A 23,243-nucleotide genomic window follows, 5' to 3' on the forward strand; every position below is an offset into this window, starting at 1 on the left:
GACTCCTGGGGATTGACTACGGCGTTGGATAGGCGATTCCCCGATCCAGTTCCGTGCCGACTTATTTCAACTCACTTTGTGGCGTCACCCGCAGCACTTCTTCCACGGTGGTCAACCCTGCGGCGACTTTCTGCGCACCGGACAGGCGCAGGCTGCGCATGCCTTCCTTGAAGGCCTGGCGGCGAATCGCGGTGAGGTCGGTATCCGGGGTGATCAGTGCTTTGAGGCTGTCGCTCAGCTGCATGATTTCGTAGACCCCGGCGCGGCCGCGATAGCCGGTGTCGCGGCATTCCAGGCAGCCGATCGCCCGTTGCGCATTGCTCGGCAGCGACGCCTGCCAGGGCCGGGTCAGGGTTTGCCAGTCTTCTTCATCGAGCGTCAACGGTGCCTTGCAGTGCGGGCATAACGTGCGCACCAGACGCTGGGCCATGACCCCAAGCACGGTGGCCTTGATCAGGTAATGCGGCACGCCAAGCTCAAGCAGACGGCTGATCGCGCTTGGCGCATCGTTGGTGTGCAGCGTCGACAGAACCAAGTGCCCGGTGAGCGCGGCCTGAATCGCCATTTCGGCAGTTTCAAGGTCGCGGATCTCGCCGATCATGATGATGTCCGGGTCTTGCCGCATCAGCGCGCGGACCCCGGCAGCGAAGGTCAGCTCGATGTTGTGCTGCACCTGCATCTGGTTGAAGGCCGGCTCGACCATTTCGATCGGGTCTTCAATGGTGCAGAGATTGACCTCCGGCGTCGCCAGTTTTTTCAGCGTGGTGTACAGGGTGGTGGTCTTGCCCGAACCGGTCGGCCCGGTGACCAGGATGATGCCGTTGGGTTGCCGGGTCATGTCCTGCCAGCGGCGCAAATCGTCGGCGCTGAAACCCAACTGGTCAAAATTCTTCAGCAGCACTTCCGGGTCGAAAATCCGCATGACCATCTTTTCGCCGAACGCCGTCGGCAAGGTCGACAGCCGCAGCTCCACTTCGCCGCCGTCCGGGGTCTTGGTCTTGACCCGGCCATCCTGGGGTTTGCGCTTTTCCGCGACGTTCATGCGACCGAGGCTTTTCAGGCGACTGACGATCGCCATGGTCACTTGCGGCGGAAATTGATAGACGTTGTGCAGCACACCATCGATGCGAAAGCGCACGGTGCCATGCTCGCGGCGCGGTTCGATGTGGATATCGCTGGCGCGCTGCTGGAAGGCGTACTGGAACAGCCAGTCGACGATGTTGACGATGTGCGCGTCGTTGGCGTCCGGCTCCTGATCGCTGGCGCCAAGGTTGAGCAGTTGTTCGAAATTGCCGAGGTTGCCGCCCTGGGCGTCGGCGTTGCTGGCGCCGCTGACCGATTTGGCCAGACGAAAGAATTCGACGCTGAAGCGCTGGATGTCCACCGGATTGGCCACAACGCGTTTGATCGGCAGCTTCAATACGTGGGTCAGATCGGCTTCCCAACCGCTGACGTAAGGCTGCGCGCTGGCCACGGTGACCGAGTCGCGGTCCACGGCGACGGCGAGAATCTTGTGCCGTTGCGCGAAGGCGTAGGACATCAGCGGTGTGATCGCCGCAACATTGATTTTCAGCGGATCGATGCGCAAATACGGCTGGCCGGCCTGCTGCGCCAGCCATAGGGTCAGGCTTTCCAGATCCAGATGTTTGCCCGGACGGCTGAGGTCGTCGAGTTGCTGGCTGGCGATGAATTCCAGCGGATGCATCTGCCCGTGAGCAGCATGGCGACGGCGGGCATTGAGCGCCTGTTCCGCCGCGTCCTGGCAGATGAAGCCTTGGGCGACCAATTCTCGCAACACATCGTTGAGGTCGAGCCAGCGGTCCTGAGTGACAAATTGAACGGACATGCGGCTTTCCTTTTTAAGCGTCATGCGCAAAAGGATAGTCGTGGCTCTGCTGACCGTTGGGCCACTACCCGACGAAGCCGTTGCCGGATTTGTCAGCCGGCAGCCTGGGCGGGCGCCTGCCACGCCGCGTCGGCGTTGTGCAGCTCCACCGCGCAGACGCTGATCAGGTTGCGCAGTTTTTCCGCGATCACTTGCGCGCGATGCCAGCTCAGGCCGCTCATGAGCAGATCGATCGACAGCAGATCGTCCTGGCGGTGGACGTTGACCTGCTCGGGGGTCAGAAACTGCAAGGCGAACAGATTCAGCACGCGCACCAGCAGGTCCGGCTCGGCCTCGGCAAGGATTCGGTACTGCGCCAGGCAGTGAGCGTTGTTGACGTTCCAGACATCGGCGCGGGCAGGCGCGCTGTTCACGGCTTCAAGATGCGGCATGGCAAATCTCCAGATCAGTGGAGAAATTTTTACATTCGGTGCGGGGTATTTCTTGGCTATGATCGGCGCCTGTACAGATTTATCGAAAGAATTGATTCGTGAAAGCTGATCTTTAAGGATTTTTTATGCACAGCGAACTTGATGCTTACGACCGCAAGATCCTTGCCTTGCTCCAGGAAGACGCTTCGCTGTCGAGCGCGCAGATCGCCGAACAGGTCGGCCTGTCGCAATCGCCGTGCTGGCGGCGGATTCAGCGGATGAAGGAGGAGGGCATCATTCGCGGCCAGGTGACCTTGCTGGATCGCAAGAAGATCGGCTTGAACACGCAGATCTTTGCCGAGATCAAACTCAACGCTCATGGGCGTTCGAACTTCACTGAATTCACCGAGGCGATTCGCGGCTTTCCGGAAGTGCTGGAGTGTTATGTGCTGATGGGTGCGGTGGATTTCATGCTGCGCATTGTCGCGGCGGACATCGAGGCGTACGAGCGGTTCTTCTTCGAGAAACTGTCGCTGGTGCCGGGGATTCAGGAAGTGAATTCGATTGTGGCGCTGTCGGAGATCAAGTCCACCACCAGCCTGCCGGTTTGAGGTAAGGCAGCTGGCCTCTTCGCGAGCAGGCTCGCTCCCACAGGGGATTGCATTCCAATGTGGGAGCGAGCCTGCTCGCGAAAGCGGTATTACATGCGCAGGAGCATTTTCCAGGCGCGGTTCTGGTACACCGCAATCGCTTGATGCTTGCGCGCATCGAGCAGTTCGTCGGTGATGGTCGGCTCGTTGGCCAGTTGCGCCAGTTTGTTCAGCTCACCATACAGGCGATCCATTTCCGGGATGTCCAGCACGTTGCGTGCATGGTGCAACCAGACCTGGATGCGCTCGATACGCGGCAGTTGCTCGGCGAGGTCTTCCGGCTGCTGCTGATAGCGCTGCAGCTGCAGAGCGGTGGCTTCTTCACCCAACAGACGCGGCAGCCAGCTGTGCAGTTGCGCGTCACCCTGACGATTACCGCGAGTGTTGCGGTCGGCGGTCCAGGTGCGTGCCAGCAGCCAGCGGGAAGCGTTCAGCGAGAACTGGCCCCAGCGCGGGTCTTCCAGTTCTTCGAGGAACTGCTCCGGCGCGGCCTTGCGCACGTCTTCATCTTCGATACCGACCTGTACCAGCGGACGCCAGTCTTCCAGCAAGGCATCGAGGGCCACGCGCAAATCGTGGGTCGACTGACGCGGCGCGGCCTGGCCGAGGCTGCTGAGCAGGGCGCGCATTTCCGCGAGGTTCTCGACCCAATCCTGCAGCAGGCGCCAGTGGCCGTTGAAGCGATATTGCTCGGCCAGTCGCTGGCTGCTGCCGAGCAGATGCCAGCTCAGCGCGGCGAAGGCGTCGTCAAGGCGGGTTTCTGTAGTGAGTTGCGGCGCCGGCAGGCTCAGCGAGTAGCTGTTGGCGTCGTGCAGGCGATAACCGCGCTCGGCCTTGCTGATATCGCACGGCATCAGTGCCAGGGTTTCGGCCAGTTCGGCAGCCAGTTCCAGCAGCGCGGCAGGCTCGCCTTCGCGCAGCTCCAGTTCCAGCTCGCAGATTTCTTCCTTCTGCTTGCCGACCACCACGTGACCGAGATCCAGCGCGGCTTCGATGACCACTTTGGTCTTGCCACGGCCCCAGGCGATTTCGGCGCGCTCGCGGACGAAATCGGTGGTGAAGATCGGCTTGAGGGTTTTCTTGTCCAGCTCGGCCAGCGCCTCGGGCCAGCATTCGCCGTCGAGTTTCTTCACATCGAGCTTGGCTTTCGGCAGTTTCCAGTCGTATTCGTTACGCTCGGACAGACCGGCGACGCTCTGGCCACGGGTCTTGAGGGTTTGAATCACTTCGTCACCATCCTTGCGCAGGCGCAGGGCGACTTTGGCCTGGGCGAGGTCGCGCTCGGGGGTGTCGAAATACTGGTTCATCAACTCACGGCGTTCCCAGCCACTTTTGTTGCGTTTCTTCAGCAGCGGGTGCTCGCGCAGGGCAGCGAGGGTTTCGCGGCTGACGCGGAGTTTGATTTCAGTTTCTTTTTGCATGGCCGGAACATCCAGAATCGGGAGCGCAGCCGGGGGAATGTGTGGCTGCCAAGGCCGTGCAGTGTACAGGAGTCAAACTTCCTACGCCCTGCGGCGGTTTATTCCGCGCGCCGGATGGTTCTATAGTGGGCCTCAATCCGGGACCTGGAGTCAGTGATGCCATTGCCGTCCATGCAAGACCAGTTCGCCGCGCTGATTGCCGCGCCATCGGTCAGCTGTACCCAACCGAACCTGGACCAGTCCAACCACGCCGTCATCGATCTGCTCGCTGGCTGGCTCGGTGACCTGGGTTTCAGCTGCGATATCCAGCAGGTCAGCCCCGGCAAATTCAATCTGCTCGCCAGTTTCGGCAGTGGCCCCGGCGGCCTGGTGCTGGCCGGGCACAGCGACACCGTGCCCTACGACGACGCGTTGTGGCAGACCGATCCGCTGAAGCTCACCGAAGTCGATGGCCGCTGGGTCGGTCTGGGCAGCTGCGACATGAAGGGCTTCTTCGCGCTGATCATCGAAGCCGTGCAGCCGCTGCTCGATCAGCCGTTCAGACAACCGCTGTTGATCCTCGCCACCTGCGACGAAGAAAGCTCGATGTCCGGCGCCCGCGCGCTGGCCGAGGCCGGGCAACCGTTGGGCCGCGCGGCGGTGATCGGCGAGCCGACCGGGCTCAAGCCGATCCGCATGCACAAAGGCATCATGATGGAGCGCATCGACATCCTCGGCCAAAGCGGCCACTCGTCTGATCCGCGCCTGGGCCACAGCGCCCTTGAAGCGATGCACGATGCCATCGGCGAACTGCGCGGCCTGCGCCTGTTGTGGCAGCGCGAATTCAGCAATCCACAGTTCAGCGTGCCGCAACCGACCATGAACTTCGGCTGCATTCATGGTGGCGACAACCCCAATCGCATCTGCGGCCAGTGTTCGCTGGAATTCGACCTGCGGCCGCTGCCGGGCATGGACCCGAACCTGCTGCGCGCGGAAATCCTGCGCAAGCTCAACCCGGTGGCCGAGCGGCATAAGGTGAAAATCGATTACAAACCGCTGTTCCCGGAAGTGCCGCCGTTCGAGCAGGCCGAGGATGCCGAACTGGTGCGCATCGCCGAAAAGCTCACCGGCCATCGCGCCGAAGCAGTAGCGTTCGGCACCGAAGCGCCTTATCTTCAGCGCCTCGGCTGCGAAACCATCGTCCTCGGCCCCGGCGACATTGCCTGCGCGCATCAGCCTGGCGAGTACCTTGAAATGTCACGTTTGCAGCCTACCGTGCATCTATTACGGCAACTGATTGAACATTACTGCCTGAGCCCGGACAAAGTTCTATGAATTGAACACTGTCCATGTGGGAGCGGGCTTGCTCGCGAAGGCGGTGCGTCAGACACATAGATGTCTACGGATACGCCGCCTTCGCGAGCAAGCCCGCTCTCACGAGGGATCTATGTGTTGCCTGATCAAACGCTGTAAATTGCCAGCATTCCAACCCGTATTCATGAGGAGAGCGCGCGTGTCGCCAAGCCTGTTCCGACGATAACCATCAGCCCGCTGTGCGTTTTTCGTTTCGCCCCTTTTCCGGCTGCTATTTATTACAGGCCCAGGTTCATGCCCGAATACGTCAATTGGCTTCGTCACGCGTCCCCGTACATCAATGCCCACCGCGATTGCACCTTCGTCGTCATGCTGCCCGGCGACGGCGTGGACCATCCGAATTTCGGCAACATCGTTCACGACATCGTTCTGCTGCACAGCCTTGGCGTGCGTCTGGTGCTGGTGCACGGCTCGCGCCCGCAGATCGAAACCCGCCTTGCCGCCCGTGGCCTGACCCCGCATTACCACCACGGCATGCGCATCACCGATGCCGCGACCCTGGAATGTGTGATTGATGCGGTCGGCCAGTTGCGCATTGCCATCGAAGCGCGGCTGTCGATGGACATGGCCTCGTCGCCGATGCAGGGCTCGCGTCTGCGCGTGGCCAGCGGCAATCTCGTCACCGCGCGGCCGATTGGCGTGCTGGAAGGTGTTGACTATCACCACACCGGAGAAGTACGTCGGGTCGACCGCAAAGGCATCAATCGCCTGCTCGATGAGCGCTCGATCGTGTTGCTGTCGCCGTTGGGCTATTCGCCGACCGGCGAGATCTTCAACCTCGCCTGCGAAGACGTCGCCACCCGCGCCGCGATCGACCTGGGCGCGGACAAGCTGCTGTTGTTCGGCGCCGAGCTCGGCCTGATCGACGAGAACGGCAAACTGGTGCGCGAACTGCGCCCGCAACAAGTGCCGGCCCATTTGCAGCGCCTCGGCATGAGCAACTATCAAGCGGAGTTGCTCGATGCCGCCGCCGAAGCCTGCCGTGGCGGCGTGGCGCGCAGCCATATCGTCAGTTATGCCGAAGACGGCGCCCTGCTGACCGAACTGTTCACCCGTGACGGTGGCGGTACGCTGGTGGCGCAAGAACAATTCGAACTGGTGCGCGAGGCGGCGATTGAAGACGTCGGCGGCCTGCTCGATCTGATCAGTCCGCTGGAAGAGCAGGGCATTCTGGTGCGCCGCTCGCGGGAAGTGCTGGAGCGCGAGATCGAGCAGTTCAGCGTGGTTGAACGGGAAGGCATGATCATCGCCTGTGCGGCGCTGTATCAGATTGCCGATTCCGATGCCGGCGAACTGGCGTGCCTGGCGGTGAATCCGGAGTATCGCCATGGCGGACGCGGCGACGAATTGCTCGAGCGCATCGAAACCCGGGCAAGGGCGCAGGGTCTGAAAACCCTGTTCGTACTCACCACGCGCACCGCGCACTGGTTCCGCGAGCGCGGTTTCGAGCCAAGCAGCGTAGAACGCCTGCCAGCGGCGCGGGCGTCGCTGTACAACTATCAGCGTAATTCGAAGATTTTCGAAAAAACTCTGTAAAACCGTGTCGCTCCATTCGCGAGCAGGTCGAATCGTCGCACCGTCGCTCCCACAGGAAAGCGCATTCCAGTGTGGGAGCGAGAATGCTCGCGAAGCTTTTTACTGAGTGATGAATTTCGCGCTGACGTACGGCGAATAGTCCGGCAGCACCGTCTCGACCTTGCCCTGTTCCTTCAAGAATTTCGCCGTTTGCGCAATTGCCTTTGCGGTGCCGCCGTCCAGCAGCGCCGTGGTTTGCTGCGTCTTCGCGTCGGGGAATGCCGAACCGGCCAGCAGTTCCGGCACATCCGCCGCGTTGGCACCGGTCAGTTTGGCGATTTTCTGCACAGGCACCGAGTCGGCCGTCCAGCTGTCTTTGTGCGCGGCGTAGTCAGCGAACGAGTCCAGGGTGACCTTGGCGAATTTCGCCACGACCTCGGGATGCTTCTCAGCAAAATCCTTGCGCGTCACCCACACCTCGAAGGTCGGCGCACCCCACTGGCCGACCTGGGCGGCGTCGGTCAGGGTCTTGCCGGTCTTGCGGATCTCGCCCAGCGCCGGCGACCAGACGAAAGCGCCATCAATGTCGCCACGCTTCCACGCTGCAGCGATTTCCGCCGGTTGCAGATTGACCACTTTGACTTGCGAAGTATTCAGGCCCCAGTGCTGCAGTGCGCCGAGCAGACTGTAGTGCGAGGTCGATACGAACGGTGTGGCGATGGTTTTGCCGATCAGGTCCTGTGGCTTGTCGATGCCGCTGCCGTTGCGCACCACCAAGGCTTCGGCGGCATTGATCTGCGCGGAGACGATGAACGCGACAATTGGCAGATTACGTGAGGCTGCCGCAGCCAGTGGGCTCGAGCCGAGGTTGCCGATCTGCACGTCGCCGGAAGCAATGGCTGTCACTACTTCCGGGCCGCTGTTGAACCGGCGCCAGTCGATCTTCTCGCCAATGGTTTTTTCATAGACGCCGTCGGCCTGCGGCACTTTGCTTGGATCAATGCCGGTTTGATAGCCCACAGTCAGACCGGCGGCCTGTGCGGAAAAAGAAAACAGTGCCGACACACAAACTGTAACAAATTGACTAGATAGTGCGCGTTTCGCCATGATGCGTCGCCTTTTCGATGGGATTTGCCGTGTTGGGAATACGGCAAAGCTAATCGATCTAAAAAAAGGTCAACAAATACCATTTAGGAATGAGCTTAGGCGCCGATACGCTGTTTCCCGGCGCGAATGGCCATTAATGGGCCATATGCCTGAATGGCATGAAAAAGAGCGAATAAATTCTTTTTGGGTTTATCAGGAAGTCTTTACCCTGCAGGGACCAAATCACTCGCGATTAGACGATGGTCGTAGACATACAAGGTTACGATTGACTTGGCAGTCACGGTCTGGCGCTAATCGCGAATCTTAGGATTCAGGGCAAATCGACCCCGAACCAGGAACACAAGAATTAGAACGAGAGGAGCGATACATGAACAAGTCCACCTTGGCCCTGGCTGTGGCCGTTGGGGTTATGGCGCAGCAGGCAGGCGCCGCCGGTTTCATCGAAGACAGCAAGGCTACTCTGGGTCTGCGTAACTTCTATATCAACACTGACAACCGTGACGGTGCTGGCGCCAACAAAAACGAAGAGTGGGGCCAAGGCTTCGATCTGCGTTTCATCTCCGGTTACACCCAAGGCACCGTCGGTTTCGGTCTCGACGCCATCGGCCTGCTGGGCATTCGCCTGGATTCGGGTGGCGGTACCAACGGCAACAGCGGCACCGCTTACGGCGGCACCGTGTTCCCGAGCGAGTCCAATGGTAAAGCTGTGGACAACTTTTCCAGCCTGGGTCTGACAGCCAAAGCCAAGATCTCCCAGACTGAATTGAAGCTTGGTACCCTGCAGCCAAAACTGCCGGTAATCGTGACCAACGACGGTCGTCTGCTGCCACAAACCTGGCAGGGCGGCCAGATCACATCCGGCGAGATCAAGGACCTGACCCTGGTCGGCGGTCAGATCGAAGCGGTTAAAGGCCGTAACTCCAGCAACAACGAAAACCTCTCGATCGGTGGCGCCAACACCCGTGGCACCGCTTTCCGGGACAGCAACAAGTTCATCTACGCTGGTGGTGACTACAAGATCACCAAAGACCTTACTGCCCAGTACTACTACGGCAACCTGGAAGACTTCTACAAGCAGCACTTCCTCGGTCTGGTACACAACTGGTCGATCGGCCCGGGTGTGTTGAAGTCTGACCTGCGCTATTTCAACAGCTCCGATGATGGCAAGAACGGCACTGACTCGGCGTACTACAGCTCGGGTAACTACACCGGTTTCCGTAACGGCCGTGGTGAAGTCGACAACAACCTGTACAGCGGTCTGTTCCTGTACACCGTTGCCGGTCACACCTTTGGTGGCGGTTACCAGGTTTCCAACGGCAGCAGCGACTTCCCTTGGCTGAACCAGGGTGACGGTTCGTCGAACTACACCATCACCGACATGCAGATCCAGAAGTTCGGTCGTGCCGGTGAGAAAACCTGGCAGGCTCGCTACTCCTATGACTTCGCCAAGGTCGGCGTACCTGGCCTGACCGCCGGTGTGGTTTACCTGAAAGGTGACAGCATCGACACCGTGGGCACCAACGGTCGCGAGAGCGCCTCGAACCGCTCCGAGTGGGAACGCGACTTCACCATTGGTTACGTAGTACCGGAAGGCCCGTTCAAGAACGTCGGCCTGATGTGGAAAAACGCTGTATGGCGCACCGACCTGCCGAACACCCGTTCGCAGGACGAGAACCGCCTGATCGTCAGCTACTCGATCCCGCTGCTGTAATAGCACACGAGCAACTGAAGCAAAAAAAGCCCCGTCCGGCATCGCGCCGGACGGGGCTTTTGCGTTTCGAGTCAGGCTCACCCCCGTAAGCCTTTCTCGATGTCCCTCTTTGCTGCAACTCAAGGCCTTCTCGAACCTTGTATTGGATGTTCGTCGCGATGCCGGTCGGTGTCCAATGAACAGATGTTTAATATTCCTTAATCATCTAAATATCTATTTATTTATTCTTTTTCACGCTGATTGATCCCGAGCTACAGTTGTTGTCTCCCATCCCTCATCAGGAGCAGCACCATGAGCCTCAGACTCGGCGACATCGCCCCCGATTTCGAACAGGACTCCAGCGCCGGCAAGATTCGTTTCCACGAATGGCTGGGCGATAGTTGGGGTGTGCTGTTTTCCCATCCGGCGGATTTCACTCCGGTGTGCACCACCGAGCTGGGTTTCACCGCCAAGCTCAAGGATGAATTCAGCCAGCGCGGCGTCAAGACCATCGCGCTGTCGGTCGATCCGGTGGACTCGCATCACAAGTGGATCGAAGACATCAACGAAACCCAGAACACTGTCGTCAACTTTCCGATCCTGGCCGATGCCGATCGCAAGGTTTCCGATCTCTACGACCTGATCCACCCGAACGCCAATGACACCCTGACCGTGCGTTCGCTGTTCGTTATCGATCCGAACAAGAAGATCCGCCTGACCATCACCTACCCGGCGAGCACCGGGCGCAACTTCCACGAGATTTTGCGAGTGATCGATTCGCTGCAACTGACCGACAACTACAAGGTGGCCACCCCGGCCAACTGGCAGGACGGTGAAGAGGTGGTGATCGTGCCGTCGCTCAAGGATGAGGAAGAGATCAAGCAGCGCTTTCCAAAGGGCTATCGGGCGGTGAAACCGTACCTGCGCCTGACGCCGCAGCCGAATAAATAAGATTTGCGGTGCAGCTACCGCCGCTTTCGCGAGCAGGCTCGCTCCCACATTTGCAATGCTTTCCCCTGTGGGAGCGAGCCTGCTCGCGAAGGCGCCAGCCCAGGCAATTGAGAATCCGGAATCACAACGCAGGGGAATTTCGGCCGTTTCGACGGCCTTTTTTTTCGCCTGGATTCTGCTCAGCGGCATATCTCTTAAATGCATAACCAAATGAATAAATATGATTTATGGATATATGAATCAGCTGGTAAGGTCACTGCCATTGAGCGAGATCGCAGCCTGCGAATCGCCTGTAACGCTTGAAGGAATCTGCAATGCTGGTCGTCTCACTTGGTGGCAGCCCCAGCCTGCGCTCCCGTTCCGGGGTGCTGCTGGAGCGCTCGCAACGCTGGTTGCAACAGCAAGGAGTGGAAGTGGTGAGTTATCAGGTACGGGACTTCCCGGCCGAGGATCTGCTCCACGCCCGCTTCGACAGCCCGAAGGTCCTCGACCTGCTGCAACAGATCGCAAACGCCGATGGCCTGCTGATCGCCACGCCGGTGTACAAGGCTTCATTTTCCGGCGCGCTGAAGACCCTGCTGGATCTGCTGCCGGAGCGTGCCTTGAACCACAAGATCGTCTTGCCGATGGCTACCGGCGGCAGCATCGCCCACATGCTGGTGGTCGATTACGCCCTCAAGCCTGTGCTCTCGGCACTCAAGGCCCAGGAAATGCTCCAGGGTATTTTTGCCGAGGACAGCCAGATCGCTTACGGCGAAGGCAGTGCCGCCGCGCAGTTGGCGCCGGCCTTGGAGCAGCGCTTGCACGAGGCCCTGGACCAGTTCATCGGCGCCATGGCGCGCCGGCCGAAACCACTGGAGCCGGGCCTGTTGAACGAACGTTTGTTGAGTGCTCGCTGGAGCATTTAGCCTGATCGAAATTTGAAGTACTGGCCTTACTCGCCCGCCAACGGGCAAGCAGGTGCAGCCACAACCCAACAGCAAAAAGGAGAGCGCTATGCGCACTGTATTTTTGCGTCGTGGTCTGGTCGCTCTGTTTGCTGCGGCTGTCACCTTCGGCGCCATCACCCAAGCTCAAGCCGAGACATTGCGGATCGGTTATCAGAAGTACGGCACGCTGGTGCTGCTCAAAGCCAAAGGCACTCTGGAAAAACGCCTCGCCGCGCAAGGCGTCGACGTGCAATGGACCGAGTTTCCGGGCGGCCCGCAGTTGCTCGAAGGCCTCAACGTCGGTTCGATCGACTTCGGCGTGACCGGCGAAACCCCACCGGTTTTCGCCCAGGCCGCCGGCGCTGATCTGCTCTACGTCGCCTACGAACCGCCAGCGCCGAACAGTGAGGCGATCCTCGTTCCGAAAGACTCGCCGATCAAATCGGTGGCCGATCTCAAGGGCAAGAAAGTCGCCCTGAACAAGGGCTCCAACGTGCACTACCTGCTGGTGCGTGCACTGGCAGACGCCGGCCTCAAGTACAGCGACATTCAAACCGTATTCCTGCCGCCGGCCGATGCCCGCGCTGCGTTCGAGCGTGGCAGTGTCGACGCCTGGGTCATCTGGGATCCGTACCAGGCCGCTGCCGAGAAACAACTGCAAGCGCACACCCTGCGTGACGGCAAAGGCATCGTCGACAACCACCAGTTCTACCTCGCGACCAAACCTTACGCGCAGAAAAATCCCGAGGTGATCAAGACCCTCGTCGAAGAAGTGCGGGCGGTTGGTGAATGGTCGAAAGCCAATCCTGAAGACGTGACGCAACAGGTCGCGCCACTGCTTGGCCTGCCGGCGGACATCACCCTGACCTCGGTGAAACGCCAGGGCTACGGCGCGCTGTTCCTGACCCCGGAAGTAGTCGCCGCGCAACAGAAAATCGCCGACACGTTCTTCCAGCTCAAGCTGATTCCCAAGCCGTTGAGCATCAAGGATGTGATCTGGACCCCGCCGGCCGCTGTGGCCCAAAGCTCCCAAGCCCAGTAATTCGAATCCACAAGGAGACCACTCCATGAGCCTCAATATCTTCTGGTTCCTGCCTACCCACGGCGACGGCCATTACCTTGGCACTGCCGAAGGCGCCCGCGCGGTTGATCACGGTTATTTGCAACAGGTCGCGCAAGCGGCGGATCGTCTGGGCTTCGGCGGTGTGTTGATTCCGACCGGGCGTTCCTGCGAAGACTCATGGCTGGTGGCGGCCTCGCTGATTCCAGTGACCCAGCGCCTGAAGTTTCTGGTCGCCCTGCGCCCCGGGATCATCTCCCCGACGGTCGCGGCGCGGCAGGCAGCGACCCTGGATCGTTTGTCCGGCGGGCGGGCGCTGTTCAATCTGGTCACCGGTGGTGATCCGGAAGAACTGGCCGGTGACGGTCTGTTCCTCAACCACGAAGAGCGCTATCAGGCTTCGGTGGAATTCACCCGCATCTGGCGCCGCGTGCTGGAAGGCGAAACCGTCGATTACGACGGTGAGCACATCAGTGTGAAAGGCGCGAAGCTGCTGTATCCGCCGATCCAGCAACCGCGTCCGCCGCTGTATTTCGGTGGTTCCTCGGAAGCGGCGCAGGATCTGGCCGCCGAACAAGTGGAGATGGTCCTGACCTGGGGCGAGCCGCCGGCCGCGGTGGCCGAGAAGATCGCACAAGTGCGTGCCAAAGCCGCGAAGCTCGGCCGCACTGTGCGCTTCGGTATTCGTCTGCATGTGATCGTGCGTGAAACCAACGCTGAAGCCTGGCAAGCGGCGGATCGGCTGATCTCGCATCTGGACGACGACACCATCCAGCGTGCCCAGGCTTCGCTGGCGCGCTTCGATTCGGTCGGTCAGCAACGCATGGCCGCGCTGCACGGCGGCAGCCGCGACAACCTCGAAGTCAGCCCGAACCTCTGGGCCGGCGTCGGGCTGGTGCGCGGCGGTGCCGGGACCGCACTGGTCGGCGATGGCCCGACCGTGGCGGCGCGGGTCAAGGAATACGCTGATCTTGGCATCGACACGTTCATCTTCTCCGGTTATCCACACCTCGAAGAGTCGTATCGGGTGGCCGAGCTGCTGTTTCCGCACCTCGACGTCGAGCGCCCGGAACTGCCGAAGAGCGCTGGGTACGTCAGCCCGTTCGGCGAGATGGTCGCCAACGACATCCTGCCCAAAGCCGCGTCGCAGAGCTGAGGCGCGGCCATGAAGAAATTTATCCACAGCCTCGCGCCCTGGGCGTTGCCGGTGTTGCTGCTGGCGGTGTGGCAGTTGTCGGTGTCGGCGGGCTGGTTGTCGACACGGATTCTGCCGGCACCGGTGGCGGTGATCGAGGCCGGCGTCAGTCTGGTACGCAGCGGCGAGATCTGGACGCACCTGGCGATCAGCGGCTGGCGCGCGGCCCTTGGTTTCACTATCGGCGGTAGCATCGGCCTGGTGCTGGGCTTTATCACCGGCCTGTCGAAATGGGGCGAGCGCCTGCTCGACAGCTCGGTGCAGATGATCCGCAACGTACCGCATCTGGCGCTGATTCCGCTGGTGATCCTGTGGTTCGGCATCGACGAGTCGGCGAAGATTTTCCTCGTGGCGCTGGGCACCTTGTTCCCGATTTACCTGAACACGTATCACGGCATCCGCAACGTCGACCCGGCGCTGGTGGAGATGGCGCGCAGTTATGGCCTGAGCGGTTTCAGCCTGTTCCGGCAGGTGATTCTGCCGGGCGCACTGCCGTCGATTCTGGTCGGCGTGCGCTTCGCCCTGGGCTTCATGTGGCTGACGCTGATCGTTGCCGAAACGATTTCGGCCAGTTCCGGCATCGGCTATCTGGCGATGAACGCCCGCGAGTTTCTGCAGACCGACGTGGTGGTGCTGGCGATCCTGCTTTATGCGGTGCTGGGTAAACTCGCCGACCTTGCCGCCCGTGGGCTTGAACGTGTGTGGCTGCGCTGGCACCCGGCCTATCAGGTTGCCAAAGGAGGTGCGGCATGACCGCTCAACAACCTCCACGCCTGTTGCGCGGCATTCCACTGGCGGTGCGCAATCTGCAGAAAACCTTTGGCTCACGCCAAGTGTTGCGCGACATCGATCTGCACATTCCGGCGGGCCAATTCGTTGCCGTGGTCGGGCGCAGCGGGTGTGGCAAGAGCACGTTCTTGCGCTTGCTCGCCGGCCTCGATCAACCGACTGGCGGCGACCTGCTCGCCGGCTCCGCGCCGCTCAGCCAGGCGCGCGACGATACGCGGCTGATGTTCCAGGAAGCGCGGCTGCTGCCGTGGAAAAGGATCATCGACAACGTTGGCCTCGGCCTCAAGGGCAACTGGCGCCAGCAAGCGCTGGATGCATTGGACGCAGTCGGCCTGGCCGATCGCGCCAATGACTGGCCGGCGGCATTGTCCGGTGGCCAGAAGCAGCGCGTCGCACTGGCCCGGGCGCTGATCCATCAGCCGCGTCTGCTGCTGCTCGACGAACCGCTCGGCGCACTGGATGCCCTGACCCGCATCGAGATGCAGCAACTGATCGAACGGCTCTGGCAGCAACACGGTTTTACCGTGCTGCTGGTGACCCATGACGTCAGTGAAGCGGTGGCGATTGCCGATCGGGTGATTCTGATCGAGGACGGCGAAGTCGGCCTCGACCTGCACATCGACCTGCCGCGCCCCAGGGTGCGTGGCTCGCACCGCCTCGCCGCGCTGGAAACCGAAGTGCTCAACCGTGTTTTGTCCCTGCCCGGCGAGCCGCCGGCGCCGGAACCCGTTTCACCCCTGCCTACGCAATTGCGTTGGGCGCAATGAAGCAGCTGCAAGCTTCAAGCTACAAGCCGCAAGAACAAGCCTGGTGCTTTTACTTGCAGCTTATGGCTTGGCGCTTGCCGCTCATTTCGATCCCAGGAGAAATGCTATGACTATCAAAGCCATCAACGTGCGCAACCAGTTCAAAGGCTCGATCAAGGAAATCGTTCTCGGCGACGTGCTGTCGGAAATCGACGTGCAGACTGCTTCGGGCATCGTCACTTCGGTGATCACTACCCGCTCGGTCAAAGAGCTGGAGCTGGTGGTCGGCAGTGAGGTGATCGCCTTTGTGAAGTCCACCGAGGTATCGATCGCCAAGTTGTGAACCGGCGAGCAAAAAACAACCCCGGAGGGTGTGAGCCCTGCGGGGTTTCTTTTTGAAGATCAAAAGATCGCAGCCTTCGGCAGCTCCTACTTTGGAACGCGTTCCCATGTGAGCTGCCGAAGGCTGCGATCTTTTAGCGTTTAGGTAAATACGGCGGTAGGTAGAGGCTGATATAGGCATCAAACACCCGCATCCCTTCTTCGGCCATGCGCGGGGTGATCTGCCCGTGCTGCTGCACCGAACGGGCATAAACCCGGTCGCCCAGTTCCATCGCCAGGGCAAACACATCAACATCGTCCGGCAGCCTCGGCAACTCGAAATGCTGGTCGAACAGCTTGTGCATCAGGTCGCCCAGTTCCAGATCGTGCTGGCGGTCAGCCTGGGTGACTTCGGTCAGGCCGTGTTGCGCCAGGATCAATTGCCGCGCGGCTGCGTCTTCGTCGTAGATCTCCAGCATGCGCTGTTCGACCAGTCGCGACAGATCACGCCAGTCGCGCAAAGCATCGTGATCGATCGGCGCTTGCAGGCAGGCGCGGAAGGCTGCGTGGACATCGGCGGTCAGGGCTTCGAGCAGTGCCGGGACGCTGGCGAAGAAGTGATACACGGAGGAGGGCGGAATCTGCGCGCGCTCGGCGACGCTGTAGATCGACAGACTGGCCACGCCCTCGGCCGCCAGCAGGGTGCGCGCGGCGTCGAGTATCGAATCGATCCGCGCCTGGCTGCGGGCACGGGGTTTGCGAACGGTGGCGGGACGCGTCATGGAAGTCTCCTGCGGGGCAGCGGGCATTGTACGAGCAGGCATCTGTGTTGTCTGCCCGGCCGCCTTCGCGAGCAGGCTCGCTCCCACAGGATCCGCTGCGTACATAAAGTCATCGTTCACTGGAGATCAATTGTGGGAGCGAGCCTGCTCGCGAACCGCCGCAGGCGGCTATAAAAAAACGCCGCTGGCTGAATCAGCCAACGGCGTTTTTTTGAAGCTGCAAACCATTTAAACGGTATGCAGATACCAGTTGTACTCAAGGTCGGAGATGGAGTGTTCGAACTCCTCCAGCTCGCTTTCCTTGCAGGCGACGAAGATATCGATGTACTTCGGATCGATGTACTTGGCCATCACCTCGCTGTCGTCCAGCTCGCGCAGGGCATCGCGCAAGTTGTTCGGCAGGCTCTGCTCGTTCTGCTCGTAGCTGTTGCCTTCGACAGGCGCGCCCGGTTCGATCTTGTTGACCAGACCGTGGTGCACGCCGGCCAGTACCGAAGCCATCAGCAGGTACGGGTTGGCGTCTGCGCCGGCCACGCGGTGCTCGATACGCACGGCATCGGCAGAGCCGGTCGGTACGCGAATCGCCACGGTGCGGTTGTCCAGGCCCCAGCACGGCGAGTTCGGTACATAGAACTGCGCGCCGAAGCGACGATACGAGTTGACGTTCGGGCAGAGGAAAGCCATCTGCGCCGGCAGGGTCTCGAGCACACCGCCGATCGCGTGACGCAGCGCGGCGTTCTGCTCGGGATCCTCGCTGGCAAAAATGTTTTTGCCGGCTTTGTCCAGAATCGAAATGTGTACATGCAGACCATTGCCCGCCTGGCCCGGATACGGCTTGGCCATGAAGGTGGTGTCCATTTCATGGTCGTAGGCGATGTTCTTGATCAGACGCTTGAGCAGGACCGCGTAGTCGCAGGCCTTGATCGGGTCGGCGACGTGGTGCAGGTTCACTTCGAACTGCGCCGGGGCACTTTCCTTGACGATCGCATCGGCCGGGATGCCTTGTTCCTTGGCGCCTTCCAGAATGTCCTGGAGGCAGTCGACGTATTCGTCGAGGTCGTCGATCAGGTAGACCTGCGTCGAGTGCGGGCGTTTGCCGGAGATCGGCGAGCGTGGCGGCTGTGGACGGCCGTTCACGTTTTCCTGGTCGATCAGGTAGAACTCGAGTTCGAAGGCGGCGCAGATGGTCAGGCCGAGCTCATCGAACTTGGTCACCACCTGACGCAGCACTTCACGGGGATCGGCGAAGAACGGATCGCCTTCGAGTTCGTGCATGGTCATCAACAGCTGCGCGGTCGGGCGCTTCTGCCAGGGCTCGTTGCACAGGGTATCGGGGATCGGATAGCAGATGCGATCGGCGTCGCCGATGTCCAGGCCCAGACCGGTGCTTTCCACCGTGGAGCCGTTGATATCCAGAGCAAATAGAGAGGCCGGCAGGTTGATGCCTTTCTCGTAAACCTTGTGGAGGCTGGTGCGTTCAATGCGCTTGCCGCGCACCACACCATTCATATCCGCAATCAGAAGGTCAACGTACAGAACCTCAGGATGTTCCTTAAGGAACGCGTTCGCTTCGTTAAGCTGAACGGCACGCGGGGGTACCGACATGATGCAACACCTTTGTTGTTAAAAATATCAATCATTGATCTTTTCTGGTTTCAGTCAACCCGAACGGCCTGCCGAAGTCAAGCGAGGCCTTTTTTGCCCCGAAAAAGCGCTTGAAGGGCATTTATGGGGCACTTTGGGGCACTTTTTCAAACCTTGAACGTTGCTCAGCTGCGGGCTTGAGCAGGCCGTGTTGTATTTTTTACGGGGGTGTTGTGTAAAAAAATGAACAAGGCTAAGCTCCGGTCAAACCCATAACAGCAATAATACCGGGGTGCTTCATGTCTCGCCTGCCGTTAATCGGCATCACCGACTGCTCGCAACAGTCCGGTCTGCATGCTCATCACATCAGTGGCGATCAATCCGTCCGTAGCGCAGCCAGCAAGGCGCGCAGCCTGTCGGCGAGACTCTCGTCAACATCCGACAAAACGGCAGCGTCCGATATTCTGGACGTCGGGCACAGCATCCGCTTTATGGCGTCTCCTTCCACTATAGAACTCTTTCCCTCTCAAAGCCCGTGCCGCACTTGGCGCCGTGCTTTTGATTCTGCACGTTTGCAAAGTGCACGGGAAATGCAACGCCAGCGTCAAGGGCAGGTAAGCTCCTCTTTCATTGTCTATGCGCGGTGCCAGGCGTAAGCCGGCACTGCGCGAGCAAGCCCCCTTTAACGCGACGCCGCAAGCGTCAAAATTGCCTGACATCGCGTCAGGAGACCCAGCCCAGAGGCATTTATGAGTAACAACCTCGACCAGCTCACCGATTGGTTGAAAGACCGCAAGATCACAGAAGTCGAATGCATGATCGCGGACTTGACCGGCATCACCCGGGGCAAGATCTCGCCGACCAACAAGTTCATCGCCGAGAAAGGCATGCGTCTGCCGGAGAGCGTGCTGCTGCAGACCGTGACCGGCGACTACGTCGAAGACGACATCTATTACGAACTGCTCGACCCGGCCGACATCGACATGATCTGCCGTCCCGATCAGAACGCTGTGTACCTGGTGCCGTGGGCCATCGAGCCGACCGCGCAGGTGATCCACGACACCTACGACAAGCAAGGCAACCCGATCGAGCTGTCGCCGCGCAACGTCCTCAAGAAGGTCTTGAAACTGTATGCCGACAAGGGCTGGCAGCCGATCGTGGCGCCGGAAATGGAGTTCTACCTGACCAAGCGCAGCGACGACCCAGACTATCCGTTGCAGCCGCCGATCGGCCGCTCGGGCCGTCCGGAAATCGGTCGGCAGTCGTTCTCCATTGAAGCGGCCAACGAATTCGACCCGCTGTTCGAAGACGTCTACGACTGGTGCGAACTGCAGGAGCTGGACCTCGATACGCTGATCCACGAGGACGGCACGGCGCAGATGGAAATCAACTTCCGTCACGGTGACGCCCTGTCGCTGGCCGATCAGATTCTGGTGTTCAAGCGCACCATGCGTGAAGCCGCGCTCAAGCACGACGTGGCCGCGACATTCATGGCCAAGCCAATGACCGGCGAGCCGGGCAGCGCCATGCACCTGCACCAGAGCATCATCGACATTCAGACCGGCAAGAACGTCTTCTCCAACGAAGACGGGACCATGAGCCAACTGTTCCTGCACCACATCGGTGGTTTGCAGAAACTGATCCCCGAGCTGTTGCCGCTGTTCGCGCCGAACGTCAACTCGTTCCGCCGCTTCCTTCCGGACACTTCGGCACCGGTGAACGTCGAGTGGGGCGAAGAGAACCGTACCGTCGGCCTGCGCGTACCGGATGCCGGGCCGCAGAACCGCCGCGTGGAAAACCGTCTGCCGGGCGCCGACGCCAACCCGTACCTGGCGATTGCCGCGAGCCTGCTCTGCGGTTACATCGGCATGGTCGAGGGCCTGAACCCGAGCGCGCCTGTGGTCGGCCGTGGTTACGAGCGCCGCAACCTGCGCCTGCCGCTGACCATCGAAGATGCGCTGGAGCGCATGGAGAACAGCAAGACGGTCGAGAAATACCTCGGCAAGACCTTCATCACCGGCTACGTCGCGGTCAAGCGGGCCGAGCATGAAAACTTCAAGCGCGTGATCAGTTCGTGGGAGCGTGAGTACCTGCTTTTCGCCGTCTGATACGCCGGGCGCGGCGGCCAGCCGTCGCGCCTTCACCGATAACAAGGAGAATTGGCATGACCAGCAACAACCCGCAAACCCGTGAGTGGCAAGCGCTGAGCAGCGATCACCACCTGGCCCCGTTCAGCGACTTCAAACAGCTGAAAGAGAAGGGCCCGCGGATCATCACCAACGCCAAGGGCGTTTATCTGTGGGACAGCGAAGGCAACAAGATCCTCGACGGCATGGCCGGCCTGTGGTGCGTGGCGATCGGTTACGGTCGCGATGAACTGGCCGATGCCGCCGCCAAACAGATGCGCGAGCTGCCGTACTACAACCTGTTCTTCCAGACCGCCCACCCGCCGGCGCTGGAATTGGCCAAATCGATTGCCGATGTTGCGCCAGAAGGCATGAATCACGTGTTCTTCACCGGCTCCGGCTCCGAAGGCAACGACACCATGCTGCGCATGGTTCGTCACTACTGGGCGATCAAGGGCCAGCCGAACAAGAAAGTCATCATCAGTCGCAAGAATGGTTATCACGGTTCCACCGTGGCTGGTGCCAGCCTCGGCGGTATGACTTATATGCATGAGCAGGGCGACCTGCCGATCCCGGGCATCGTCCACATCGCGCAGCCGTACTGGTTCGCCGAAGGCGGTGACATGTCGCCGGAAGAGTTCGGCATCTGGGCGGCCAATCAGCTCGAAGAAAAGATTCTCGAAGTCGGCGTCGACAACGTCGGTGCCTTTATTGCCGAGCCGATCCAGGGTGCCGGCGGCGTGATCATTCCGCCCGACACTTACTGGCCGCGCATCAAGGAAATCCTCGCCAAGTACGACATCCTCTTCGTTGCCGATGAAGTGATCTGCGGTTTCGGCCGTACCGGTGAGTGGTTCGGTAGCGATTTCTACGACCTCAAGCCGCACATGATGACCATCGCCAAAGGCCTGACCTCCGGCTACATCCCGATGGGCGGGTTGATCGTGCGTGATTCGGTGGTGGCCGTGCTCAATGAAGGCGGCGATTTCAACCACGGCTTCACTTACTCCGGGCACCCGGTGGCCGCAGCGGTGGGTCTGGAAAACATCCGCATCCTGCGCGACGAAAAAATTATCGAGAACGCCCACAACGAAACGGCACCGTATTTGCAGAAACGTCTGCGCGAGCTGAACGATCACCCGTTGGTGGGTGAAGTTCGCGGCGTCGGTCTGCTGGGGGCGATCGAGCTGGTGCAGGACAAGGCCACGCGCAAGCGTTACGAAGGCAAGGGCGTGGGCATGATCTGCCGGCAGTTCTGCTTCGACAATGGCCTGATCATGCGCGCGGTGGGCGACACCATGATCATTGCGCCGCCGCTGGTGATCAGCAAAGCCGAGATCGATGAGCTGGTTACAAAGGCACGCAAGTGTCTGGACCTGACCCTCGGTGTGCTGCAGGCCTAGGTGCTAGGCTTTGAGCGGGGGAGCTGCGGCGCACTCGCTCAAAGCTGTCAGAAAGGCTGGTCTTTTGTTGAAAGACCGCCTCGGATCTTGCCAGACTAGCCGCGGTTCCAGTTGTCCGGGTTCGGCCGCTGAACAAAGTGGTTCAAAAAAGAAAAATTTGGAGCATGACGCATGAAGGCATTAGGTAAAAAGCTAGCTGGCAAGACTCTGCTCGCGCTGTCCATGGCGGGCATGATGGCGGGTGCGGTGCACGCGGACGACAAGGTACTGCACGTCTACAACTGGTCCGACTACATCGCGCCGGACACCGTGGCCAACTTCGAGAAAGCCACCGGGATCAAAGTTGTCTACGACGTCTTCGACAGTAACGAAACCCTGGAAGCCAAGCTGCTCGCCGGCAAGTCCGGTTACGACATCGTGGTGCCTTCCAACAATTTCCTCGCCAAGCAGATCAAGGCCGGCGTTTACCAGGAGCTGGACAAGTCCAAGCTGCCGAACTGGAAAAACCTCGACGAAGACCTGCTCAAGGCCGTTGGCGATGCCAGCGACCAGGGCAACAAACACGCCTTCCCGTACATGTGGGGCTCGATCGGCATCGGCTACAACCCGGCCAAGGTCAAGGCTGCGCTGGGTATCGACAAGATCGATTCGTGGGACGTGGTGTTCAAGCCGGAAAACATCGAGAAACTCAAAAGCTGCGGCGTGAGCTTCCTCGATGCACCGACCGAAATGATTCCGGCGGCATTGCACTATCTGGGCAAGCCGACCAACAGCAAGGACAAGGCTGATCTGAAAGCCGCCGAAGACCTGTTCCTGAAGATCCGTCCTTCGGTCGCCTACTTCCACTCGTCCAAGTACATCTCCGACCTGGCCAACGGCAACATCTGCGTCGCCGTCGGTTACTCGGGTGACCTAGAGCAATCCAAGACCCGCGCTCAGGAAGCCGGTGACAAGGTCAAACTGGCCTACACCATTCCAAAAGAAGGCGCCGGTACTTTCTACGACATGGTCGCCATTCCCAAGGATGCCGAAAACGTCGAAGCCGCCTACAAGTTCATGAACTACCTGCTGGAGCCGCAAGTGATGGCCGGCATCACCAACGCCGTGCGTTTCCCGAACGGCAACAAGGCGGCAACGCCTCTGGTGGACAAGGACATCACCAGCGACCCGAGCATCTACCCTTCGGCTGAAGTGAAGAAGCAGCTCTATGCAATCAGCGATCTGGACGCCGCAACGTTGCGTCTGATCACCCGCAGCTGGACCAAGATCAAATCGGGCAAATAAGCCGGTTTGTCGCCACAACCACTGGCCGTCGTCGTCGCGACGGCGGCCAGCGGATAATTAAATGACAGAAAGTTTTGCTGG

20 protein-coding genes are annotated in these 23,243 nt (G+C 60.3%); 14 read left to right on the plus strand and 6 right to left on the minus strand.

Annotated features, from left to right (window positions below):
- Positions 1–61: 61 nt before the first annotated feature.
- Positions 62–1,846 (minus strand): type IV pilus assembly ATPase TfpB, encoded by a 1,785-nt coding sequence (tfpB, locus tag AC4IHP_RS02175; RefSeq protein ID WP_490830767.1) that lies wholly within the window; start codon positions 1,844–1,846, stop codon positions 62–64.
- Between the two features lie 92 nt (positions 1,847–1,938).
- Positions 1,939–2,277, minus strand: a complete 339-nt coding sequence (locus AC4IHP_RS02180; protein ID WP_490830768.1) for an ACT-like domain-containing protein — start codon at positions 2,275–2,277, stop codon at positions 1,939–1,941.
- 125 nt (positions 2,278–2,402) lie between these two features.
- Between AC4IHP_RS02180 and AC4IHP_RS02185 the strand changes: the two genes are divergently transcribed.
- Entirely contained in the window at positions 2,403–2,867 is a 465-nt protein-coding gene (locus AC4IHP_RS02185) for an Lrp/AsnC family transcriptional regulator (protein ID WP_024014730.1), read from the plus strand.
- An 89-nt stretch (positions 2,868–2,956) separates the two neighbouring features.
- Here AC4IHP_RS02185 and AC4IHP_RS02190 read toward each other — a convergent pair whose 3' ends face one another.
- Complete coding sequence (locus tag AC4IHP_RS02190) at positions 2,957–4,327, minus strand: CYTH domain-containing protein (RefSeq protein ID WP_490830769.1); 1,371 nt, start codon at positions 4,325–4,327, stop codon at positions 2,957–2,959.
- 156 nt (positions 4,328–4,483) lie between these two features.
- Here AC4IHP_RS02190 and argE point away from each other — a divergent pair, with 156 nt between their 5' ends.
- Both argE and argA read left to right on the plus strand, forming a co-directional pair.
- Positions 4,484–5,641, plus strand: coding sequence for an acetylornithine deacetylase (gene argE / locus AC4IHP_RS02195; RefSeq protein ID WP_490830770.1), 1,158 nt, complete (start codon positions 4,484–4,486; stop codon positions 5,639–5,641).
- A 273-nt stretch (positions 5,642–5,914) separates the two neighbouring features.
- Positions 5,915–7,216: an amino-acid N-acetyltransferase gene (argA, locus tag AC4IHP_RS02200; protein ID WP_490830771.1), complete on the plus strand. Its 1,302-nt coding sequence runs from the start codon at positions 5,915–5,917 to the stop codon at positions 7,214–7,216.
- A gap of 99 nt (positions 7,217–7,315) precedes the next feature.
- Here argA and tauA read toward each other — a convergent pair whose 3' ends face one another.
- On the minus strand, positions 7,316–8,302 hold the full coding sequence (gene tauA, locus AC4IHP_RS02205; protein ID WP_490830772.1) for a taurine ABC transporter substrate-binding protein: 987 nt from the start codon (positions 8,300–8,302) through the stop codon (positions 7,316–7,318).
- Between the two features lie 367 nt (positions 8,303–8,669).
- Between tauA and AC4IHP_RS02210 the strand changes: the two genes are divergently transcribed.
- The 8 genes from AC4IHP_RS02210 to AC4IHP_RS02245 all read left to right on the plus strand — a co-directional run bounded on the left by AC4IHP_RS02210 (position 8,670) and on the right by AC4IHP_RS02245 (position 16,005).
- Positions 8,670–10,013 (plus strand): OprD family porin, encoded by a 1,344-nt coding sequence (locus AC4IHP_RS02210; RefSeq protein ID WP_039757452.1) that lies wholly within the window; start codon positions 8,670–8,672, stop codon positions 10,011–10,013.
- Positions 10,014–10,304: 291 nt separating this feature from the next.
- Positions 10,305–10,943: a peroxiredoxin gene (locus AC4IHP_RS02215; protein WP_490830773.1), complete on the plus strand. Its 639-nt coding sequence runs from the start codon at positions 10,305–10,307 to the stop codon at positions 10,941–10,943.
- A gap of 314 nt (positions 10,944–11,257) precedes the next feature.
- Positions 11,258–11,851 (plus strand): NADPH-dependent FMN reductase, encoded by a 594-nt coding sequence (ssuE, locus tag AC4IHP_RS02220; protein WP_041476877.1) that lies wholly within the window; start codon positions 11,258–11,260, stop codon positions 11,849–11,851.
- Between the two features lie 88 nt (positions 11,852–11,939).
- Positions 11,940–12,914, plus strand: coding sequence for a sulfonate ABC transporter substrate-binding protein (locus AC4IHP_RS02225; protein ID WP_490830774.1), 975 nt, complete (start codon positions 11,940–11,942; stop codon positions 12,912–12,914).
- Positions 12,915–12,939: 25 nt separating this feature from the next.
- Positions 12,940–14,088 carry an FMNH2-dependent alkanesulfonate monooxygenase gene (gene ssuD / locus AC4IHP_RS02230; RefSeq protein WP_016772653.1) on the plus strand — a complete coding sequence of 383 codons (1,149 nt, stop codon included), beginning with the start codon at positions 12,940–12,942 and terminating at the stop codon, positions 14,086–14,088.
- Between the two features lie 9 nt (positions 14,089–14,097).
- Positions 14,098–14,880, plus strand: coding sequence for an aliphatic sulfonate ABC transporter permease SsuC (gene ssuC / locus AC4IHP_RS02235; protein WP_206414495.1), 783 nt, complete (start codon positions 14,098–14,100; stop codon positions 14,878–14,880).
- Entirely contained in the window at positions 14,877–15,683 is an 807-nt protein-coding gene (gene ssuB, locus AC4IHP_RS02240; RefSeq protein WP_490830775.1) for an aliphatic sulfonates ABC transporter ATP-binding protein, read from the plus strand. Before ssuC ends, ssuB begins: the two co-directional genes overlap by 4 nt.
- 106 nt (positions 15,684–15,789) lie before the next feature.
- Complete coding sequence (locus AC4IHP_RS02245; RefSeq protein ID WP_003229256.1) at positions 15,790–16,005, plus strand: TOBE domain-containing protein; 216 nt, start codon at positions 15,790–15,792, stop codon at positions 16,003–16,005.
- Positions 16,006–16,138: 133 nt separating this feature from the next.
- Here the strand turns inward: AC4IHP_RS02245 and AC4IHP_RS02250 are convergent, their stop codons facing one another.
- Positions 16,139–16,765, minus strand: coding sequence for a TetR/AcrR family transcriptional regulator (locus tag AC4IHP_RS02250; RefSeq protein WP_341638132.1), 627 nt, complete (start codon positions 16,763–16,765; stop codon positions 16,139–16,141).
- Between the two features lie 228 nt (positions 16,766–16,993).
- Entirely contained in the window at positions 16,994–18,370 is a 1,377-nt protein-coding gene (locus tag AC4IHP_RS02255; protein ID WP_016772657.1) for a glutamine synthetase family protein, read from the minus strand.
- Positions 18,371–19,098: 728 nt separating this feature from the next.
- Between AC4IHP_RS02255 and AC4IHP_RS02260 the strand changes: the two genes are divergently transcribed.
- The 3 genes from AC4IHP_RS02260 (at position 19,099) to AC4IHP_RS02270 (ending at position 23,162) form a co-directional block, all read left to right on the plus strand.
- Positions 19,099–20,457, plus strand: coding sequence for a glutamine synthetase family protein (locus AC4IHP_RS02260; protein WP_042607058.1), 1,359 nt, complete (start codon positions 19,099–19,101; stop codon positions 20,455–20,457).
- A 56-nt stretch (positions 20,458–20,513) separates the two neighbouring features.
- Positions 20,514–21,878, plus strand: coding sequence for an aspartate aminotransferase family protein (locus AC4IHP_RS02265; RefSeq protein ID WP_039757470.1), 1,365 nt, complete (start codon positions 20,514–20,516; stop codon positions 21,876–21,878).
- Between the two features lie 171 nt (positions 21,879–22,049).
- Positions 22,050–23,162, plus strand: a complete 1,113-nt coding sequence (locus AC4IHP_RS02270) for a polyamine ABC transporter substrate-binding protein (protein WP_039757472.1) — start codon at positions 22,050–22,052, stop codon at positions 23,160–23,162.
- The last annotated feature ends 81 nt before the right edge of the window (positions 23,163–23,243 follow it).

It is taken from the genome of Pseudomonas sp. UF-293 (genome assembly GCF_058245595.1).

Excerpts from the sequence above, each read along its gene's own strand:
- tfpB (WP_490830767.1), bottom strand. The coding sequence starts at position 1,846 with ATGTCCGTTCAATTTGTCACTCAGGACCGCTGGCTCGACCTCAACGAT.
- AC4IHP_RS02180 (WP_490830768.1), bottom strand. The coding sequence starts at position 2,277 with ATGCCGCATCTTGAAGCCGTGAACAGCGCGCCTGCCCGCGCCGATGTC.
- AC4IHP_RS02185 (WP_024014730.1), top strand. The coding sequence starts at position 2,403 with ATGCACAGCGAACTTGATGCTTACGACCGCAAGATCCTTGCCTTGCTC.
- AC4IHP_RS02190 (WP_490830769.1), bottom strand. The coding sequence starts at position 4,327 with ATGCAAAAAGAAACTGAAATCAAACTCCGCGTCAGCCGCGAAACCCTC.
- argE (WP_490830770.1), top strand. The coding sequence starts at position 4,484 with ATGCCATTGCCGTCCATGCAAGACCAGTTCGCCGCGCTGATTGCCGCG.
- argA (WP_490830771.1), top strand. The coding sequence starts at position 5,915 with ATGCCCGAATACGTCAATTGGCTTCGTCACGCGTCCCCGTACATCAAT.
- tauA (WP_490830772.1), bottom strand. The coding sequence starts at position 8,302 with ATGGCGAAACGCGCACTATCTAGTCAATTTGTTACAGTTTGTGTGTCG.
- AC4IHP_RS02210 (WP_039757452.1), top strand. The coding sequence starts at position 8,670 with ATGAACAAGTCCACCTTGGCCCTGGCTGTGGCCGTTGGGGTTATGGCG.
- AC4IHP_RS02215 (WP_490830773.1), top strand. The coding sequence starts at position 10,305 with ATGAGCCTCAGACTCGGCGACATCGCCCCCGATTTCGAACAGGACTCC.
- ssuE (WP_041476877.1), top strand. The coding sequence starts at position 11,258 with ATGCTGGTCGTCTCACTTGGTGGCAGCCCCAGCCTGCGCTCCCGTTCC.
- AC4IHP_RS02225 (WP_490830774.1), top strand. The coding sequence starts at position 11,940 with ATGCGCACTGTATTTTTGCGTCGTGGTCTGGTCGCTCTGTTTGCTGCG.
- ssuD (WP_016772653.1), top strand. The coding sequence starts at position 12,940 with ATGAGCCTCAATATCTTCTGGTTCCTGCCTACCCACGGCGACGGCCAT.
- ssuC (WP_206414495.1), top strand. The coding sequence starts at position 14,098 with ATGAAGAAATTTATCCACAGCCTCGCGCCCTGGGCGTTGCCGGTGTTG.
- ssuB (WP_490830775.1), top strand. The coding sequence starts at position 14,877 with ATGACCGCTCAACAACCTCCACGCCTGTTGCGCGGCATTCCACTGGCG.
- AC4IHP_RS02245 (WP_003229256.1), top strand. The coding sequence starts at position 15,790 with ATGACTATCAAAGCCATCAACGTGCGCAACCAGTTCAAAGGCTCGATC.
- AC4IHP_RS02250 (WP_341638132.1), bottom strand. The coding sequence starts at position 16,765 with ATGACGCGTCCCGCCACCGTTCGCAAACCCCGTGCCCGCAGCCAGGCG.
- AC4IHP_RS02255 (WP_016772657.1), bottom strand. The coding sequence starts at position 18,370 with ATGTCGGTACCCCCGCGTGCCGTTCAGCTTAACGAAGCGAACGCGTTC.
- AC4IHP_RS02260 (WP_042607058.1), top strand. The coding sequence starts at position 19,099 with ATGAGTAACAACCTCGACCAGCTCACCGATTGGTTGAAAGACCGCAAG.
- AC4IHP_RS02265 (WP_039757470.1), top strand. The coding sequence starts at position 20,514 with ATGACCAGCAACAACCCGCAAACCCGTGAGTGGCAAGCGCTGAGCAGC.
- AC4IHP_RS02270 (WP_039757472.1), top strand. The coding sequence starts at position 22,050 with ATGAAGGCATTAGGTAAAAAGCTAGCTGGCAAGACTCTGCTCGCGCTG.